Consider the following 16860-nt stretch of genomic DNA (forward strand, 5'->3'; position numbering starts at 1 on the left):
GGATACGTTGACCCGGCCGGGTGACGATCGCGGAGGAGCGACCAATGTCCGACGAGAGCGACGAGACGCGGCGCGTCCCGCCCGTGGACGACTCGACCCTTCCCGGGGAACGGCTCGACGACACGCTCGCGGACGACGCCTCGGTCACGCCGGCCGCGACACCGGGTGACGATGCGACCCGGGTCGAGCCGGCTGACGACTGGGCGTCCAGCCGCGCCAAACCGGTCTGGTCGGGGCGGGCCGAGGTGCGCTCGCCGCAGCCGGGGCGGACGAGCTACGACACCGCGTGGTCGGACGAGCCGGCGCCGGTGGCGGCGCCGGGACAGCGCGACCGGTGGTGGATGCCGATCGTCGTCGGCATCGTCGTGCTGCTCCTGCTCGGCGTGCTGGCCTGGGCGATCTACATCATCGTGCAGAACGCCGGCGACCAGACGCCGGCGCCGAAGCCCTCGACCACCGCGGCGGCCACGACCAACCCGCCGTCGACGGCGCCGAGCACCGCGGCGTCGACGGCGCCGACGACCACGGCTCCGACCACGACGGCCACGACACAGCAGCCGACGACGTCGGTCACGGTGCCAGCGCTCAAGGGTCTGTCGCTGGCGGACGCGCGGGCAGCGCTGAACCGCATGGGGTTGCGGTATCGCGTGCTTCCGATCGACAGCACGGCGGCGCCCGGGACGGTGATCGACAGTGATCCGGTGGAGGGGCAGGAAGTACCACCGGATACGAGAATCACCATCGTGGTCGCCCAGCAGGCCGGCGCGACCACCACCCCGACGACAACCGCGCCGACCAGCGCGACGCCGACGAGCTAGCGGTTGGTGCGGGCCCGGGTGGGGATGGTGCCGGAGACCATGCCCGGCTGGCGGCCGTTGCGCGCTCGCGGGTCGGGGGCCTTGCCGACCGCCCGCAGGCCGCTGACCTGGACGAAGATGGAGCGCCGCTCGACCGCGTCGCCCGCCGTGTTCAACTCGTAGCCGTCAAGCCAGATCCAGCCCTCGTACGTCGGCCAGTCGTGGACCCGGATGACCCGGAAGAGCATGGGCGCCGCGAATTGGACGCTTGCAGCCTTCGTCACGTGTATGACATCGCCGGACCGAGGTAACACGTCGTCTCCTGCCCTGGAACTTGTCGCGCGATCAACCTTGACACGGAAGCACTCAGTGTGCCCGGTCGAAACACCATTGCAAGCTCATGACAATGCCAATCGTCAAAAGCGTTGCGGAACGTTACCGTCGCCGATCTCGCCAACGTCGTAGAGTGGATCAGTCCACCCTGGACTATCGGTTTGCCGGACCCCCGTGGACGATGCCGTTTCGGCGTGTCGGGCCGGACCAGGCCGCATCCCTCGAGGTTGTGGAGTGACGCGGGCCATACCGAAAAGATTGCACCACGAGTCGTGTCGATGCAAGTTGCATGTACGTCTTCCGTGATTGTTGGTCTTGTCGCACCTGTTGTCTTGAACGATTAAATGATCGACAGAGAGACTGAAGAAGTGAATCAGCACCGGAGTCCCACTATTCGCCGGCGTCGTCTCGGGGTCGAGTTGCGCCGGCATCGGGAGGACGCGGGCATCACGATCGACGTCGTGGCCGATCGGCTCGGATGCTCGCCGTCCAAAGTGTCCAGAATTGAGACGGGACATACCAGTGCTACACCCAGCGATGTACAGCACATATTGGACATCTACGGCGTAGATGACTCGATCAAGGCGGAGCTGGTCCAAATTGCCCGCGAGGCCCGGCAAAAGGGGTGGTGGCACCCATACTCCACCGTCCTGACCGGTGCATACGTGGGTCTCGAGACCGCCGCCCGCTCGATCCGAGCATATGAGCAGCAGGTCGTTCCGGGATTGCTTCAGAGCGAAGAGTACGCAATTGCCCTAATTCGTGGCGCCCGTCTGGGCGACACCGATCAAGAAATCGAGCAGCGTGTCCGTGTCCGGATGCAAAGACAGGCGTTATTGATTCAGGACGATCCGATCGATCTTCGGGTGGTGCTCGATGAAGCGGTGCTGAGCCGGCCGGTCGGCGGTGACGCGGTCATGCTTGATCAATTGGCGAAATTGATCGAGGCGGCCCGGCTGCCGAACGTCACGTTGCAGATCCTGCCGTTTGCGGCCGGCGCTCATGCCGGCATGGATGGCTCGTTCGTGATTCTCGAGTTCGAAGAGGAGGGAGACGCGGATGTGGTGTTCATCGACAACGCGACCGGCGGACTGTTTCTGGAGAAGTCCGAGGAGCTCGGCAAGTACATCCCCCTCTTCGAGGCCGTCCGGTCGTCGGCCCTCCCGCCGGAGGAGTCCATCGAGATGATTGAAATGCTGGCAGAGGAGCCATTGTGGAAGTCGAAGCGAAGGGTTTCCGGCTCGATCTGAGCACGGCACAGTGGTTCAAGAGCACACGCAGCGGTCCCAACTCCGACAACTGCGTCGAGGTGGCGTTCGTCGACGAGGCCATCGTGGTCCGCGACTCCAAGAATCCGGACGGCGCGGCCTTGATCTTCACGCCCGCCGAGTGGGACGCGTTCGTGGGCGGTGCGAAGGACGGCGAGTTCGACCTCTGACCTCGCCGCATGTCGAATAGCGGCCGGCCTGTCCGCGGCGCGCGGATCGGCCGGCCGTAGTCATTTTCCTGCTCGCCTCGTTGAACGGCACAAGCGCGGACCGGTCCGCGCGGACGGCCGGGTCATCTCCGAGCGAGGCAAGGCAGACATATGAGCATTGGTTCCGAAAACCTCAGCAACGGCTCCACGACGGCACAGGACCGGTTCAGCGGCGGAGTGAGCGCATACCGGCAGAACCGGCGCGCGGAGCTGTCCAGCGACAGCGGCGACACCGAGCTGATGTCGCGGGCGAGCAGTTCGGGCTTGCCGACGCGGTCGCCGGGCCGGTCGCACAGCATCGAGCCGACCGGTGCGCTCGACCGGGCGCCCAAGCTGCCCTCGCTCGACCTGCAGGGCATCGCCGAACCGGTGTTCCCGTCGTCGGGGTGGCCGGACTCGGGCTCGCAGTCGATGGCCGACCACCCACTGCTGCGCGGACTGCTGCTCGAGCTGCCGTCGCGCGGGACGCTGCCGCCGTCGGACTGGCTGGACCGCTGGTTCGAGGCGGCCCGTTCGATCCTCGAGCTGCTTTACGTGCAGGAAGCCAAGAAGAACTAGTCCCCGCTAGCGGGAGACCGGGACGCGCGGGCGGCCGCGGCCGATCGGGGCCAGGGCGAGAAGGCTGAGCCGGCTGTGGCGCACCGCCGCGCGCACGCCGATCGCCACGACGGCGGCGCCCACCACGGTGATCGCGATGCCGGCCACGTCGGCGCCCGGAATCTCCACCAGGCCGGCCGCGATCGGCAGCCCGACCAGCGCGGCGAGGCCGGTGACCTGCATCGGCACGAGGATGAGCGGATGCGCGGCGGCCGCGCGCAGGGCCGGCGGAACGGGCGTCTGCGGCGCGGTCGCGAACGCCCCCGCGCCGCGACGCACCTGACCGAGGCGGCGAACGCCGAGGGTCAGCACGATCAGCCCCGGCACCGCCGGCAGGAGCGCCGCCGCCGGTGCGTTGGACACGCCCGGGACGACCCAGGTGACCAAGGGCACCGCCACGAACACCGCCGCGCCGATGGCGACCAGCCAGGTCAGGTTGCCGGCCCGTCGTCGAAGGTCACGCGCCGTCCGCGCCCCCGGCAGGGCGTCGGCGGCCAGCCCGGCGGCGAGCCAGGCCACGGCGAGCGCGCCGGCGAGGATGAGGTCCGCTGCGATGTCCACATCGACAGCCTTCACCCATGGCTAACTCAAAGAAACCGGGTTATCACCGGACTCACACAACTCGGATCCCGTAGGGGAAGCCCTGAGGTTCCTCTGTGGACGCGGTCACACCGCGAACTGCTTGACCGCCTCGCTCGAAGGCGCTGGTGGGGTGGCCTTCCACAAGCCGGACTTCTGCGCGGCGAGGCGGGCCAGGTAGGCCGGGTTGAGCAGCACATAACGCTTCCACAACCGTTTGGGCTCGAGGCCGAGACGCCAGAGCCACTCGAGGGCGTACTTCTGCATCCACGGCGGCGGGTTCTTCAGCAACCCAGCGTGATAGTCGAACGCCGCACCCACGGCGAGCAACGGCATGTCGAGCAGCGGCCGCATCGCGTAGGTGAACACTTCCTGCCGCGGACACCCGAGCCCCACCAGCACGATGCGGGCCCCCGAAGCCTTGATCCGCTCCGCGATCTCCACGGCTTCCCCGTCGTGGGAGCTCCGGAACTTGGAGGCCTCGACCCCCGCGATCTTCAACGCCGGGAACATCGCTTCGAGCGCCGGCACCAACCGCTCCAGGGTCGGCTCGGTGGACCCGTACAGATAGATAGGAAGGCCTTCGGCCGCGGCCTGCTCGACGACCTTGAGCGTCAACGTCGGCCCATAGACCCGTTCGGCCAGCCCAGCGTGATGAACCAGGTTCAACGCCCACCGCACCGGCTGCCCATCGGGCGTAACAAGATCGAAGGAGTTGAGCCGCGCATTGTGCGCGGGATCCTCGACCCCGGTCATCACCCCGTGGACCGCGAGTGCCGTGACCGCGTACCCCCGCCGGTCCCGGGCCGCCCGCATGATCCGCTCAGTGGCGTCCTGATAGTCGGTGACATCCACCAGAACCCCGAGGACGCTGCGTTTCCCCTGGCCAACACCCGCACGCGAGACGGTCACAACAACGACACTCCAGGATCCGAAACCAGAAGACCAGCAGCGAGCATAGTTCGCCCGCCCGAATTCCCCCGTTCGGCGACGCCGCGCCAGCCTCACGCAAACCAGAGATCAGCACAACCCCAAGCCCAAAAACAACAAGAACGTGCCGCTTCCCACCAAGTTACACCTTTTGCACACCGGGTACTCACCCCAGTCGTACACGAAAGGATTGAAGCGTGACCAGATCGCAACGAGTGACCAGACGCACGCGGGGCTTCCGGGGGCTCGGCCCCCGGAGCAGACATAACGAGAGGCCCCGGTCCGCGCTTTCCGCGGACACAGGGCCCCTAGACTCGAGTGGGGATGGGGGGAGTTGAACCCCCACGTCCTTTCGGACACACGGACCTGAACCGTGCGCGTCTGCCATTCCGCCACATCCCCGTGGCAAAGTTGACCCCCAGGGCCAACTTTTTGTTACTGGCTGCGACAGACTACGCTGTCGCACGTCACCAAGCGAGTTGTTGTCGCCCCCAACGCCAGGGAAGACTAGCACGGCGTAAGCGGGGGTCATACGAGGGTCAGAAGTGCCGGCTGCTCTTGAGCTAGAGATGCGCAAGCGGCGGCCGGATACCATCATGTCCTCGGAAGCCGAGGAGGAGCCGGTGAGCGTGCTGCAGCGCTTTGAGAAGCGATTGGAAGGCCTGGTCGAAGGGGCCTTCGCGAAGGTGTTCAAGGGTGTCGTGCACCCTGTGGAGATTCTGAATGCCATGCAGCGGGAGGCCGAGGCGCACAAGGCCATCCTTGCCGGTGGCCGCACCTTGGTGCCGAACCGCTACGTGATCGATCTCTCGCCTTATGACCACAGCCGGTTGGCGCCCTACGCGGCGGCGCTGGCGCAGGAGCTCGCGCAGTCGCAGGCCGAGTTCATCGGTGAGCAGGCGTGGACGGTCTACGGCGACGTGATCGTCGAGATCGAGCGCGGCGAGGGCCTGGACACGGGAATGTTCCGGGTTACCGCCGAGGTGTACACGGGCGGTGAGGTGGCGCCGGTGCAGCAGCCGGCGTACGACGCCGGCCCGCAGTACCCGCCGTACGACCAGCACCAGGGCGGTTACCAGCAGCACGGCGGGCCGAACGGCCGCAGTGTGGGCCTGGTGTCCGGTGACGGGCGCACCTACCCGTTGCAGATGGGCTCGACCGTGATCGGCCGCGGCGACCAGGCGAACCTTCGCCTGCCCGACGTCGGCATCTCGCGGCGCCACGCCCGTCTGGACTACGACGGCAACCAGGTGGTGCTGACCGATCTGGGCTCGACGAACGGCACGATGGTGAACGGCCAGCGGGTTTCCGCCGTGGCGCTCAACCCGGGCGACATGATCCAGCTGGGCACCACCACGCTGACCTTCCGAGTGGACGGCTAGGCACCTTGCCCGAATTCGTCCTCACCGTCGCCCGGTTCGGCTTCCTGATCCTTCTGTGGATATTCGTGTTCACGGTGGTGGGAGTGATCCGACGGGATCTCTTCGCTGGGGTCCGGTCCAAGAGCATCGTCGCCAGCCCTCGGGGGGTGGGTGGCGCGATGCCCGCGGGCCGGCCGGCGAAGGTGAAGCGCGGTAAGGCCGCACGGCAACTCGTGGTGACGGCCGGTAATCTTGCCGGCACGCGCATCACGCTGGGTGATATTCCGATCACTATCGGTCGGGCAGAGGATTCGACGCTCGTCATCACCGACGACTTCGCCTCGGCCCGGCACGCCCGGCTAGTCCCGCGAGACGGCCAGTGGTTCGTCGAGGATCTCGGCTCGACGAACGGGACCTATCTCGATCGCGGTAAGGTCTCCGGACCTACTCCCGTCCCCCTTGGCGTACCGATCCGGATCGGTCGCACATCTCTCGAGTTACGGCCATGACCCTGACCCTGCGCTATGCCGCTCAGAGCGACCGCGGTCTGATCCGAGACCTCAACCAGGACTCCGTCTACGCCGGGCCGCGGCTTCTTGCTGTCGCCGACGGTATGGGTGGCATGGCCGCTGGTGACGTCGCATCCAATATCGTCATCGCCGCCATGGCGCCGCTCGACGAGGACGTTCCCGGGGATGCCCTGGTGGACGCGCTCCGTCATGCGGTCGGGACGGCCAACCAGCACCTGCGGGACACTGTCGACGCCAACCCGCAGCTCGAAGGCATGGGCACCACGCTGACCGCGGTGCTCTTCTCCGGCAGCAAGTTCGGCATGGTGCACATCGGCGACAGCCGTGCGTACCTGTTGCGCCGCGGCGAGTTCGCCCAGATCACCAAGGACGACACGTACGTCCAGATGCTGGTCGACGAGGGCCGGGTGAGCCCGGAGGAGGCGAGCAGCCATCCTCAGCGCTCACTGCTGACCCGCGCGCTCGACGGACGCGACATCGACCCCGAGTACTCGGTGCGTCAGGTGCTCGCCGGCGACCGCTACCTGATCTGCAGCGACGGTCTCTCCGGCGTGGTCAGCGCCGACACGATCGGGCAGACGATGCGCGAGCTCGCCGACCCGCAGGCGTGCGTCGAGCGGCTCGTGCAGCTGGCGCTGCGCGGCGGCGGCCCCGACAACATCACGGTCGTGATCGCCGACGCGATCGACACCGACATCATGGAGCAGGCGCCGATCGTGGGTGGCGCGGCCGCCATCGACCGGGGCAACACCACGGTGGCGGACGCCTCGACCTCGGCGGCCCGGGCCGCGGCGCTGCAGAAACCGCGGGCGCCGCAGCCGGTTCCGGCCGAGTCCGACGGGTACGACCGCGAGCCGGAGCCGAAGGGCCACCCGGTCCGCACGACGCTGCTGGTGCTGGTGCTGCTGGGGGTGCTCGGCGGCGGCCTGTGGCTGGGCTACCGCTACACGCAGGACCAGTACTACGTGGGCGCGACCGACGCCGGCCAGATCGCGATCTTCCGCGGCGTGCCGGGGCAGATCGCGGGCCTCGACCTGTCCAGCGTGAACGAGACCAGCCCGGCCCGGCTCGACGACCTGACCGTCGTCGCGCAGGAGCGGGTGAAACAGGGCATCCACGCGCAGAACAGGTCGGACGCCGTGCAGACGCTCTCCGAGCTGACCGACGAGAGCGCGTCCAACCCGAACCTCAAGCCGCTGTGCTCGGCGCCGTCCGCGGGTGTGTCCGCGACCCCGACGCCGCCGGCGGCCACCGCTCCCGCCACCACGATCTCGTCGGCGCCCGCCGCGCCGTCCGCTCAGGCTTCCGAGAGCGCCCCTTCCGCGGACGATGCGGACGGGTGCCGGACAGTCAACTGACCATCGCTCGACAACGTCTGGGGATGTCTTGACCGCGCCCGCCGTACCGGCCCCTTCGCCCGCCTCCACGGGTGAGATGTCGCGTATCCCGGGGATGAAGACCCACCGGAATGCCGAGCTGGGCCTGCTCGCGTTCGCGATGGCGCTGGTGGCGATCTACGCCGCCACCGTCGAGGCGAACCAGTTCGACACGATCCACACCACGTTCTGGATCCCGGCGGCGCTCCTCGGGGCGCTCTTCCTGGGACTCCATTTCGTGGTGCGCTACACCGCGCCGTACGCGGATCCGGTGTTGATCCCGGCGGTGGCGTTGATCAACGGGCTGGGCGTGGCCTTCCTGCGACGGCTCGACATCGCCCGGGCCATCTCCAACAAGCAGGAGATCCCCGGCATTTTCGCCGGCACCGGCGGCCGGCAGCTGGCGTGGACGCTCGGCGCGCTGATCCTGGCGGCGATCCTGCTGGTCGTCGTGCGCGATCACAAGGTGGTCTCGCGGTACGCGTACACCCTGGGCCTGGTCGGCATCGTGCTGGTGATGATCCCGGCCGTGCTGCCGGGCAGCCTCTCCGAGGTCAACGGCGCGAAGCTGTGGATCAAGCTGGGCGCCTTCTCGATCCAGCCCGGTGAGTTCGCGAAGCTGGCGCTGGTCTCGTTCTTCGCCTACTACCTGGTGCGCAAGCGCGAGGTGCTGTCGCTGGCGAGCCGCCGCTTCCTCGGCATCGACTTCCCGCGCGGCCGCGACCTCGGCCCGGTCGTCACGGTCTGGCTGCTCAGCCTTCTGGTGCTGGTCTTCGAGAAGGACCTGGGCACCGCATTGCTGTATTTCGGCCTGTTCGTGGTGACGCTCTACGTCGCGACCGAGCGGGCCAGCTGGCTGATCATCGGTCTCCTGCTGTTCTTCGGCGGCGTCTACACGGCGTACCTGCTGGGTGACACGGTCGGTGGCCCGTTCGCCAACTTCTACGACCGCGCGTCGATCTGGCTGGACCCGTTCTCGCAGGCCAACTACGACCGTAACGGCGGCAGCTACCAGCTGGTGCAGGGCCTGCTCGCGCTGGGCACCGGCGGCCTGTTCGGCTCCGGGCCGGGCGCCGGCTCGCCGGGCCTGGTGCCCGAGGTGCGCACCGACTTCATCTTCGCCGGCATGGGTGAGGAGATCGGGTTGTTCGGCCTGGCCGCGCTGCTGGTCTGCTACCTGCTGATCGTCGAGCGCGGCCTGCGCGCGGCTCTGGGCGTGCGCGACTCGTTCGGCAAACTGGTCGCCGGCGGCCTGGCATTCACCCTGGGTTTGCAGGTCTTCGTCATCCTTGGTGGCATCACCGGACTCATTCCGCTCACGGGCCAGACGACGCCGTTCCTCTCGGCGGGCGGCTCGTCGCTGATGGCGAACTGGCTGTTGATCGCGATGCTGCTACGGATCTCGAACGCGGCGCGCGGCCCGGCGAACAGCGGCGGCAGCACGGACCGCCCCGGACCCGGACCCAAGAAAGCACCCACTCAACTGCACGGCGCCATGACGGAGGTGATCAAGCCGTGAACGCTCCCCTGCGACGGGCCGGCGTGGTCATCCTCGTCCTGTTCGGCCTCCTCTTCGCCAACCTCAACTGGGTGCAGGCGTACAAGGCCGACGACTACCGCACCAGCGACTACAACCGCCGGGTGGTGGTCGCCCAGTACGAGCGCCCGCGTGGCGTGATCGAGGCGGACGGCAAGGGCCTCGCCGAGAACAAGGCCACCGACGACACGCTCAAGTACCTCCGGGTCTATCCCAAGAAGGAGGTCTACGCGCCGGTGATCGGGTACCGCCCGGTCAGCCTCGGCGCCACGGGCATCGAGAACAGCGAGAACGACTTCCTCTCCGGGGAGAGCGACACGCTCTTCGCCGACCGGGTGAAGGACATGTTCACCGGCAACAACACCGGTGGCGGGAACGTCGTGCTGTCGCTGAGCACGAAGGCCCAGGAGACCGCCTGGAAGGAAATGGTCAACAACGAGCGGGGCGTCACCAAGGGCGCCGCGGTCGCGATCGACCCGCGCACCGGCGCGATCCAGGCCATGGTGTCGATGCCCAGCTACGACCCGAACCCGCTGGTCAGCCACGACGAGAAGGCGGCCGCGGCGGCGTACAACAAGCTGATCAAGGACAAGGACCAGCCGCTGCTCAACCGCGCCACGCAGGAGACGCTGCCGCCCGGCTCGACCTTCAAGGTGATCGACTCGGCGGCCGCGCTCTCCAACGGGTACACGCCGTCCACCGAGATCCCGGCCGGCAGCACCTACAAGGAGAGCGGCGCGGTCATCCACAACGCCGAGGACGAGGTCTGCCCGGGCGGCGAGGTCACGCTCAAGGAGGCGCTGACCGAGAGCTGCAACACCGGTTTCGCGAAGCTCGGCGTGAAGCTCGGCCGTGACAAGGTCGTCGGCATGGCGAAGGCGTTCGGCTTCGAGGACGACAAGCTCACGGTCGGCAACCTGAAGGAGAACACCGGCCTCCCGGTGGCGGCGAGCCGCACCGGCGACATCGCCAACCCGGACGGCAGCGTCGACAAGGGCGCGCTGGCGCAGTCCTCGATCGGCCAGCGCGACGTGCGGATGACGACGATGCAGGGCGCGCTGATGGCGGCCACGGTGGCCAACGGCGGCAAGCAGATGCGGCCGTACCTGGTGCAGAAGCTCCTCGGCCCGGACCGCCGGACGATCTACAGCGCCAACCCGACGACCCTGCGCACGCCGATCACTGACAGCGTCGCCGCCGACCTCAAGGACATGATGGTCAGCGTCGTCGAGAACGGCACCGGCAAGAAGGCCAAGATCAGCGGGTTCGACGTCGGCGGCAAGACCGGTACGGCGCAGAACGCGGTCGGCGCCGACCCGCACGGCTGGTTCATCGGCTTCGCCTTCAACGACAAGGGTGAGGCGGTCTCCGCGGTCTGCGTCATGCTGGAGAACGTGCCCGGCGGGCACGCCAGCGCCGAGGCGGCCCGGATCTCCGGGCTCATCATGAAGGCCGCGGCCGGGGGAGGGGACTGAATGATCAGCCCTGGGGTGACCCTCGGCGGCCGCTACCGCCTCGACGAGCGGATCGCCGGCGGCGGGATGGGCGACGTGTGGCGCGGCACCGACGAGGTGCTGGGCCGGACGGTCGCTGTCAAGATCCTGCTCCCGGCGCTGCTGGACGAGCCCGGCTTCGCCGAGCGGTTCCGCGGCGAGGCGCGCACCATGGCCACGATCAACCACCCCGGGGTCGTCGACGTCTACGACTACGGCAGCGACCAGCAACTGGCGTTCCTGGTCATGGAGTACGTCGAGGGCGACGCCCTGTCCCGCACGCTGAGCCGGGTCGGCCGGCTGACGCCGGCACGCACGATGGCGCTGGTGGCGCAGGCCGCCGACGCGCTTCAGGCCGCTCACGCGAACGGCATCGTGCATCGGGACGTCAAACCCGGCAACCTTCTCGTACGGCCGAACGGCACGCTCGTCCTGACCGACTTCGGGATCGCCCGGTCGGCGCTGGTGGGTCAGCTCACGGTGGCCGGCTCGGTGCTCGGCACCGCCTCGTACATCTCGCCCGAGCAGGCGTCCGGCGAGGTCGCCACGCCCGCGTCCGACGTGTACGCGCTCGGCGTGGTCGCGTACCAGTGCCTCTCGGGCCACCGCCCGTTCGACGGCGCCACGCCGATCGAGATCGCGATGAAGCACGTCCGCGAGTCGCCGCGGCCGCTGCCCGCCGACATCCCGCCGCCGGTACGCGCCATCGTGGATCGCGCCCTGGCCAAGAACCCCAAGGAGCGCTGGCCGTCCGCCTCGGCGATGGCCGCGGTCGCCCGCCAGGCCGCGTCGGCCCTGGCCAACACCGCGCAGCAGCCCGCCGGCGCTGCTCAGCCCGTGCGGGCGGCGGGCGCGGGTGCGGGCCCGGTGAGCCCGGCCGCGCGGCCGCATTCGGGCGCCGCCGCGCCGGGCTCGCCGATCACCGGCAGTGCCCGCCCGCCATACCCACCGGTGCCCCGACCCGTCTCGGGAGCGCGCGGTGCCGCCTCGGTACCCTCGGGACCGCCGGTGCAGCCGTACCGGCCGCCCTACGGCGCGCCGGCCCAGCCGCCGGCGTCCACGGCCAAGCCCGAGGGCTCGGCCGGCCGGCAGGTGCTCATCGTTCTCGCCGTCGTCCTCGCACTGCTGGTCCTGCTGTGTGCCGGGGTCATCTCGTTCCTCTACAAGCAGGGCAAGCAGAAGAGCACCGCACTGGGCGACCGGCCCGTCACCGCGGCGGTCGTCCACATGGGCACCGCCGACAATGAACCGTTGGCGGCGTCGTACCGTCTAACCAGACAGGCGGGCGCCAAACCCGGCTGGACCCGAAACGAAGGACGACAGACGCTATGACGGCGCAGGCCCGCCTGCTCGGTGGCAGGTATCAGGTCGGCGAGCTATTGGGCTACGGCGGCATGGCCGAGGTGCACCGCGGACGCGACCTCCGGCTGGGCCGTGACGTGGCCATCAAAATGCTGCGCACCGACCTGGCCCGCGACGCGACCTTCCAGGAGCGATTCCGTCGCGAGGCGCAAAACTCCGCGGCGCTCAACCACCCGGCGATCGTCGCCGTCTACGACACCGGCGAGGAGATCTCCTCGACCGGCGAGAAGCTGCCGTTCATCGTCATGGAGTTCGTCAACGGGCGGACTCTGAAGGAAGTGCTCGCCCAGGAGCAGCGGCTCCAGCCGCGCCGCGCGCTCGAGATCATCGCGGACATCTGCGCGGCGCTGGAGTTCAGCCACCGCCACGGGATCATCCACCGGGACATCAAGCCCGGCAACGTGATGATCACGCAGAACGGCCAGGTCAAGGTCATGGACTTCGGCATCGCCCGGGCCCTGGCCAGCGGCGCGACCACGATGACGCAGACCAGCGCCGTGATCGGCACCGCGCAATATCTTTCACCCGAACAGGCGCGCGGCGAGGCCGTCGACGCACGCTCCGATGTGTACGCGGCCGGCTGTGTCCTCTTCGAGCTGCTCGTGGGTCACCCGCCGTTCGTCGGGGACAGCCCGGTCAGCGTGGCGTACCAGCACGTCCGGGAGGACCCGCGGGCGCCCAGCGACGTCAACCCCGAGGTGCCGCGCGACATCGATGCGATCGTGCTCAAGGCCCTCGCCAAGAACCCGATGAACCGCTACCAGAGCGCCCAGGAGATGCGCGCCGACGCGTTGCGCGCCGTCTCGGGCCGGCCGGTGCTCGCCACCCCGGTGATGAGCCAGGCCGAGACCATGGCGCTGCAGGGCCAGCAGGCCACCCGGCAGTGGCAGCCGCAGGCCGCCACCACCATGCAGCGCCCGGTCCAGGGCATGCCGCCGCGGCCGCCGGAGAAACGCTCGTCGTGGGTGATGGCGGTGCTGGCCGGCCTGGGCGTGCTCGTCGTTGTCGTGCTCGGCGTCGCGCTGGCGATGTCACGCAACAACAACAACAAGCCGAACGACGGCGGCACCCAGTCGCAGGCCGTCACCGTCGCGATGCCCGACCTCACGGGCAAGACCGCTGATGCCGCGCAGGACCTGCTCAACCAGCGCGGCCTCACCAACGTCTCGCCCGAGGCGCCGACGACCCGCGAGGACTGCACCGGCACGGTGGTCGCCCAGAACCCGAAGGCCAACACCCAGATCCCCAAGGACCAGCAGGTCACGTACCAGCTGTGCCAGGCGCCCGAGCAGGTCACGGTGCCGGAGGACCTGGTCGGCGGCACGAAGGCGAACGCGGAGCAGCAGCTGAAGGCCAAGGGCCTGGTGCCGAAGTTCGTGAAGGTCAACAGCGCCAAGCCGCTGGACACGGTCACCAGCGTGGAGAAGCAGGGACAGAAGGTCGATCCGAACACCGAGATCACCGTCAACATCTCCAAGGAAAACCAGCTCAAGATGCCCAAGGTGACCGGGCAGTCCGAGGAGACCGCGGTGGCGCTCCTCGATCAGGCCGGCTCCGGCACCTTCAACGTCTCCCGGAAAGAGGTTCCGGCCGGCGACCCGAGCCAGATCGGCACGGTCGTGCAGCAGAACCCGCAGCCGGGCACGACGGTGGAGAAGGGCGAATCGGTCACGATCACGGTGGCGATCGACCCGGCCAACCCGAGTGGCGATCCGACGCCCACCGACACGGCGACACCGGGTGGCAACGGTGGTGGGACCGGCGGCGGCGAGGTCATCGAGCAGGCCGTCGCGATCGTACGACCGAACGACTAGGACGACTAAGCGGTAGCGAACGCCGCTCGGCGCCGGGACTCGACCTCGGCGGCGAGCGGCGGCGCCTTTTCCAGGGCCGAGGGCAGGCCGCAGGAGGCCAGCCAGTTCGCCAGCATGGTGTGGCCGCCCTCGGTGAGCACCGACTCGGGGTGGAACTGGACGCCCTCGATCGGCAGCGTGCGGTGGCGCATGGCCATCACGACGCCCGAATCGGTGCGGCCGGTCACCTCGATCTCGTCGGGCAGCGTCTCCGGGAGCACGGCCAGCGAGTGGTAGCGGGTCGCGGTGAACGGATCGGGGAGACCCGCGAGCACGCCGGCGCCGGTGTGGCGGACCTCGGAGGTCTTGCCGTGCAGCAGCTCGGGAGCGCGGGTCACGGTGGCGCCGAAGGCGGCCCCGATGGCCTGATGACCGAGGCACACGCCGAACATGGGGACTTTTCCGGCGTACGCCCGAATTGTCTCCATCATGATGCCGGCGCGCTCCGGCGTGCCCGGCCCCGGCGAGAGAAGAATGCCGGCGGCGCCGAAGGTGCCGACGTCGGCCACGCTGATCTCGTCGTTGCGCCGCACCTCGCACTCGGCGCCGAGCTGGCCCAGGTACTGCACCAGGTTGAAGACGAACGAGTCGTAGTTGTCGATCACGAGAATGCGCACGTCAGTCACCTGGAAGGCCGGTCGACGTCTTCTTGGGCGTCGCGGAAGTCGAAGGGTGCGGGGCGTTGGACTCGGTGCTGTAAGGGATCGAGTCGGGACCGGTGTCGCTGTCCGAGGTGACCGCGTTGGGGTCCTCCTGAGCCGGACCCTGCTCGGTCCCGGCCCCGACCTGCACGTCGTCGAAGGGCAGCAGCGGGGTCGCCCACGGGAAGACCACGTACCAGAGCAGGGCGACGGTGGCCACGGTCAAGCCGATCGAGCCGGCCAGCTTGCCCCAGATGCCGAACGGGAGTTTGCGCCAGATCCAGGCGTACATCGCCTACGCCTTCGTCTTCATCTCGGCCGGCATGCCGGCATCGGCCAGGGACTGGTTGCGCGGCACCTTCGACGCCAGCTCGGCGTGCACGATGAGCCGCTGATAGTTGTTGAACTTCGGATTGCAGGTGGTCAGCGTGAGCAGCGCCTTCGACGGTTTCACGCCGGGCTTGTCGGGCACCGGGGCGACGACCTCGACCGCGTCGGGCGTCACCACCTCGTGGCCGTAGACCTTGTAGACGTACCAGAAGTCGCGGGTCTCCACGCCGATCACGTCACCCGGTTTGAGCTCGTCGAGCCGCCAGAAAATCTTGCGGATGCGGTGGCCGGCGACCGAGAAGTTGCCGACCTGGCCGGGCATCGCGGTGTCCGGGTAGTGGCCGGGGGCGTACTTGATGTCCTGCGGGCGGACGCCATTGACGACGACCCACTCCTTGTCGAGCTTCGGGATGTACAGCCGGCCGACGAGGCTGGCGCCGGGCGCGGCCGGTCCCTGCGTGGTGGGGGCGGCCGACGGGCCCACGGTCGGGTCGTTCCATTGCTGGTCGAGCTCGTCGGTCAGGGCGTTCTGCTCGTCCTGCACCTTCGCCGAGTTGCCGAAGACCTCGTAGCCCGCGAACAGCAGCACGATCAGCCCGAAGGTGATCATCAGCTCGCCGGAGACGCGGATGCCGGTCCGGATCCGCGAGCCGACCGTCGGGCGGGTGAGCTCGGAGTAGACGCTCTTGTAGCCCTCGTCGGTCTGCTCGGGACGCAGCTTGACCACCCGCTCGCCGCGTTTCGCCTGCACGTCGTCGGACTCCTCGGTGGGCGCAGGGGCCTTGTCGGGGCCGCCCGGGCGGACCGGGGGCGCGGCGGCGGCGCCCAGGGCGGCGTCGGGGTCGGCGCCGGCCATCGCGGCCTTCGCCGCAAGACCCGGGACCGCGGACATGAGGGCGGTTGGGGCTTTGAGCGCGGGTGGCGGCTGGGTGGCGGCTTGCGGTTGCACCGAGGGGAGTACGCCGGTGGGCGCGTCCGTAGTGCGGATCAGCGCCGTCTCGTTGGGGTCCTGCCGCGCGCCGTTGTGCCCGGCGGGGAACGGCTGGGTGCCGTTGTGGGCGCTCGGGTGACCCTGGTTGCCGTTGTGCGCGGCGGGCAAGGGCTGGGTGGCGTTGTGCGCGGGCGAGAGTGGCTGGGTGGCCGAGATCGGCGGTGGCGTGGTGGGGAGAGGCTGCGTGACCGAGGCCGGGGGCGTGCTCGACAGCGGCTGGGTAGCTCCGTAGGACGCCGCCGCGGAGTAGGCCGGGGCGGCGGAGCGCGCCTGGGGGTAGCCGGGCGTGGCCGGGCTGACCGGTGTCTGAGGATTTGCCGGTGGGTGCGGGAAGCCGTCGCTGTGAGCGCGCGCCGGCGGCGGATAGGCGGCCGCCGGGGATGAGCGCAGGTTGACGTCGTGGCCGGTTCGCGCCGGGCCGCCGGTGGTCGCGTCGCTGCCGGGCGCGCCGCCGAAGAAGCTGAAGGAGTCGTCGACCGGTGCGCTCGGCGCCTGCGGCTCGGGCTCGCGGCGACGGGCGGCCGCGGCTGCGGCGTGGACCTCGTCGATCGAGGACGAGAGGCTGGGCACATTGGTCGAAACGTGCGGGTTTGTCGGCTGCGTGTAGTTGTCACGGACGGCCGCGATGCGACGCTCCGCAGCGGCGTCGGTGCCGATCACCGCGGTCTCGGCC

Annotated in this window: 17 protein-coding genes and 1 tRNA gene; 11 read left to right on the forward strand and 7 right to left on the reverse strand. The window is 69.1% G+C overall.

Going from position 1 to position 16860, the window contains the following annotated elements:
• Positions 1–44: 44 nt before the first annotated feature.
• The gene (locus tag ACQPZX_RS00200; RefSeq protein ID WP_433372645.1) at positions 45–818 is read left to right on the forward strand and encodes a PASTA domain-containing protein; all 774 of its coding nucleotides are present in this window, start codon (positions 45–47) and stop codon (positions 816–818) included.
• Here ACQPZX_RS00200 and ACQPZX_RS00205 read toward each other — a convergent pair.
• Complete coding sequence (locus ACQPZX_RS00205) at positions 815–1111, reverse strand: hypothetical protein (protein ID WP_396032505.1); 297 nt, start codon at positions 1109–1111, stop codon at positions 815–817. The two genes, ACQPZX_RS00200 and ACQPZX_RS00205, sit on opposite strands and share 4 nt — an antisense overlap.
• 387 nt (positions 1112–1498) lie before the next feature.
• Between ACQPZX_RS00205 and ACQPZX_RS00210 the strand changes: the two genes are divergently transcribed.
• The 3 genes from ACQPZX_RS00210 to ACQPZX_RS00220 all read left to right on the forward strand — a co-directional run bounded on the left by ACQPZX_RS00210 (position 1499) and on the right by ACQPZX_RS00220 (position 3165).
• Positions 1499–2380 carry a helix-turn-helix domain-containing protein gene (locus ACQPZX_RS00210; protein ID WP_433386038.1) on the forward strand — a complete coding sequence of 294 codons (882 nt, stop codon included), beginning with the start codon at positions 1499–1501 and terminating at the stop codon, positions 2378–2380.
• Positions 2344–2568, forward strand: a complete 225-nt coding sequence (locus ACQPZX_RS00215) for a DUF397 domain-containing protein (protein WP_433372648.1) — start codon at positions 2344–2346, stop codon at positions 2566–2568. Before ACQPZX_RS00210 ends, ACQPZX_RS00215 begins: the two co-directional genes overlap by 37 nt.
• Before the next feature lie 150 nt (positions 2569–2718).
• Positions 2719–3165 (forward strand): hypothetical protein, encoded by a 447-nt coding sequence (locus tag ACQPZX_RS00220; RefSeq protein ID WP_433372651.1) that lies wholly within the window; start codon positions 2719–2721, stop codon positions 3163–3165.
• A gap of 6 nt (positions 3166–3171) precedes the next feature.
• Here the strand turns inward: ACQPZX_RS00220 and ACQPZX_RS00225 are convergent, their stop codons facing one another.
• From ACQPZX_RS00225 to ACQPZX_RS00235, 3 genes are all read right to left on the reverse strand, one after another.
• Complete coding sequence (locus tag ACQPZX_RS00225; protein WP_433372654.1) at positions 3172–3765, reverse strand: hypothetical protein; 594 nt, start codon at positions 3763–3765, stop codon at positions 3172–3174.
• A gap of 105 nt (positions 3766–3870) precedes the next feature.
• Positions 3871–4638, reverse strand: a complete 768-nt coding sequence (locus tag ACQPZX_RS00230; protein ID WP_433386041.1) for a WecB/TagA/CpsF family glycosyltransferase — start codon at positions 4636–4638, stop codon at positions 3871–3873.
• A gap of 394 nt (positions 4639–5032) precedes the next feature.
• Positions 5033–5115 (reverse strand) — tRNA-Leu (locus ACQPZX_RS00235).
• Positions 5116–5309: 194 nt separating this feature from the next.
• Here ACQPZX_RS00235 and ACQPZX_RS00240 point away from each other — a divergent pair.
• From ACQPZX_RS00240 to pknB, 7 genes are all read left to right on the forward strand, one after another.
• On the forward strand, positions 5310–6095 hold the full coding sequence (locus tag ACQPZX_RS00240; RefSeq protein WP_203732792.1) for an FhaA domain-containing protein: 786 nt from the start codon (positions 5310–5312) through the stop codon (positions 6093–6095).
• 5 nt (positions 6096–6100) lie between these two features.
• On the forward strand, positions 6101–6583 hold the full coding sequence (locus ACQPZX_RS00245; RefSeq protein WP_360419898.1) for an FHA domain-containing protein FhaB/FipA: 483 nt from the start codon (positions 6101–6103) through the stop codon (positions 6581–6583).
• Positions 6580–7962, forward strand: coding sequence for a PP2C family protein-serine/threonine phosphatase (locus ACQPZX_RS00250; protein WP_433372657.1), 1383 nt, complete (start codon positions 6580–6582; stop codon positions 7960–7962). The genes ACQPZX_RS00245 and ACQPZX_RS00250 overlap by 4 nt, the downstream gene beginning before the upstream one ends.
• A 76-nt stretch (positions 7963–8038) precedes the next feature.
• The gene (locus ACQPZX_RS00255; protein WP_433372660.1) at positions 8039–9499 is read left to right on the forward strand and encodes an FtsW/RodA/SpoVE family cell cycle protein; all 1461 of its coding nucleotides are present in this window, start codon (positions 8039–8041) and stop codon (positions 9497–9499) included.
• Entirely contained in the window at positions 9496–10992 is a 1497-nt protein-coding gene (locus ACQPZX_RS00260) for a peptidoglycan D,D-transpeptidase FtsI family protein (protein WP_433372663.1), read from the forward strand. Before ACQPZX_RS00255 ends, ACQPZX_RS00260 begins: the two co-directional genes overlap by 4 nt.
• Positions 10993–12342 carry a protein kinase domain-containing protein gene (locus ACQPZX_RS00265; protein ID WP_433372666.1) on the forward strand — a complete coding sequence of 450 codons (1350 nt, stop codon included), beginning with the start codon at positions 10993–10995 and terminating at the stop codon, positions 12340–12342.
• Positions 12339–14186, forward strand: coding sequence for a Stk1 family PASTA domain-containing Ser/Thr kinase (gene pknB / locus ACQPZX_RS00270; protein ID WP_433372669.1), 1848 nt, complete (start codon positions 12339–12341; stop codon positions 14184–14186). Before ACQPZX_RS00265 ends, pknB begins: the two co-directional genes overlap by 4 nt.
• A gap of 5 nt (positions 14187–14191) precedes the next feature.
• On the opposite strand, the gene ACQPZX_RS00275 is transcribed toward pknB, so the two are convergent.
• Genes ACQPZX_RS00275 through ACQPZX_RS00285 form a run of 3 tightly spaced genes read right to left on the reverse strand, consistent with a single transcriptional unit; the run spans position 14192 to position 16847 of the window.
• Complete coding sequence (locus ACQPZX_RS00275; RefSeq protein WP_433372672.1) at positions 14192–14842, reverse strand: aminodeoxychorismate/anthranilate synthase component II; 651 nt, start codon at positions 14840–14842, stop codon at positions 14192–14194.
• 1 nt (position 14843) lies between these two features.
• Complete coding sequence (locus tag ACQPZX_RS00280; RefSeq protein WP_433372674.1) at positions 14844–15158, reverse strand: hypothetical protein; 315 nt, start codon at positions 15156–15158, stop codon at positions 14844–14846.
• Positions 15159–15161: 3 nt separating this feature from the next.
• Complete coding sequence (locus tag ACQPZX_RS00285; protein ID WP_433372677.1) at positions 15162–16847, reverse strand: class E sortase; 1686 nt, start codon at positions 16845–16847, stop codon at positions 15162–15164.
• Positions 16848–16860: the final 13 nt, after the last annotated feature.

The organism is Actinoplanes sp. CA-142083 (assembly GCF_050942195.1).
In the GTDB taxonomy this organism is placed as follows: domain Bacteria; phylum Actinomycetota; class Actinomycetes; order Mycobacteriales; family Micromonosporaceae; genus Actinoplanes.

Excerpts from the sequence above, each read along its gene's own strand:
- ACQPZX_RS00200 (WP_433372645.1), top strand. The coding sequence starts at position 45 with ATGTCCGACGAGAGCGACGAGACGCGGCGCGTCCCGCCCGTGGACGAC.
- ACQPZX_RS00220 (WP_433372651.1), top strand. The coding sequence starts at position 2,719 with ATGAGCATTGGTTCCGAAAACCTCAGCAACGGCTCCACGACGGCACAG.
- ACQPZX_RS00240 (WP_203732792.1), top strand. The coding sequence starts at position 5,310 with ATGTCCTCGGAAGCCGAGGAGGAGCCGGTGAGCGTGCTGCAGCGCTTT.
- ACQPZX_RS00250 (WP_433372657.1), top strand. The coding sequence starts at position 6,580 with ATGACCCTGACCCTGCGCTATGCCGCTCAGAGCGACCGCGGTCTGATC.
- ACQPZX_RS00255 (WP_433372660.1), top strand. The coding sequence starts at position 8,039 with ATGTCGCGTATCCCGGGGATGAAGACCCACCGGAATGCCGAGCTGGGC.
- ACQPZX_RS00265 (WP_433372666.1), top strand. The coding sequence starts at position 10,993 with ATGATCAGCCCTGGGGTGACCCTCGGCGGCCGCTACCGCCTCGACGAG.
- pknB (WP_433372669.1), top strand. The coding sequence starts at position 12,339 with ATGACGGCGCAGGCCCGCCTGCTCGGTGGCAGGTATCAGGTCGGCGAG.
- ACQPZX_RS00280 (WP_433372674.1), bottom strand. The coding sequence starts at position 15,158 with ATGTACGCCTGGATCTGGCGCAAACTCCCGTTCGGCATCTGGGGCAAG.